Source organism: Achromobacter sp. ACM03 (genome assembly GCF_014851665.1).
Taxonomy (GTDB): domain Bacteria; phylum Pseudomonadota; class Gammaproteobacteria; order Burkholderiales; family Burkholderiaceae_B; genus Achromobacter; species Achromobacter aegrifaciens.
On sequence record NZ_JACVAD010000033.1, the window covers coordinates 1 to 258 of the forward strand.

General features: G+C 67.4%; 1 protein-coding gene. It reads right to left on the reverse strand.

The window, feature by feature from the left end; genetic code table 11:
* On the reverse strand, window positions 1-258 hold a 258-nt coding region (locus IB257_RS31460; RefSeq protein WP_225589337.1), incomplete at both ends, for a hypothetical protein.

Consider the following 258-nt stretch of genomic DNA (forward strand, 5'->3'; position numbering starts at 1 on the left):
CCTTGGCCACGCCGACGACGTTGGTGACGTCCGCGCCGAGGGTGTCGGCACCGGTGCCGGTGATGACGTTGCCGGAGGCGGTCAGTGCGGTGTCTTCCGTGACGGAAGCGGTGTCGGGCTTGGCTTCGGGCGCGGTGTCGGTGATGAGCACGACCAGGTCGTCGGACTTGACCTGGTTGGCCGCATCGGTGACGGTGACGGTGAACTTGTCGGTGACGGAGTCGTCGCCGGCGGTGTGGTTCTTGGCCGTCCCATCCT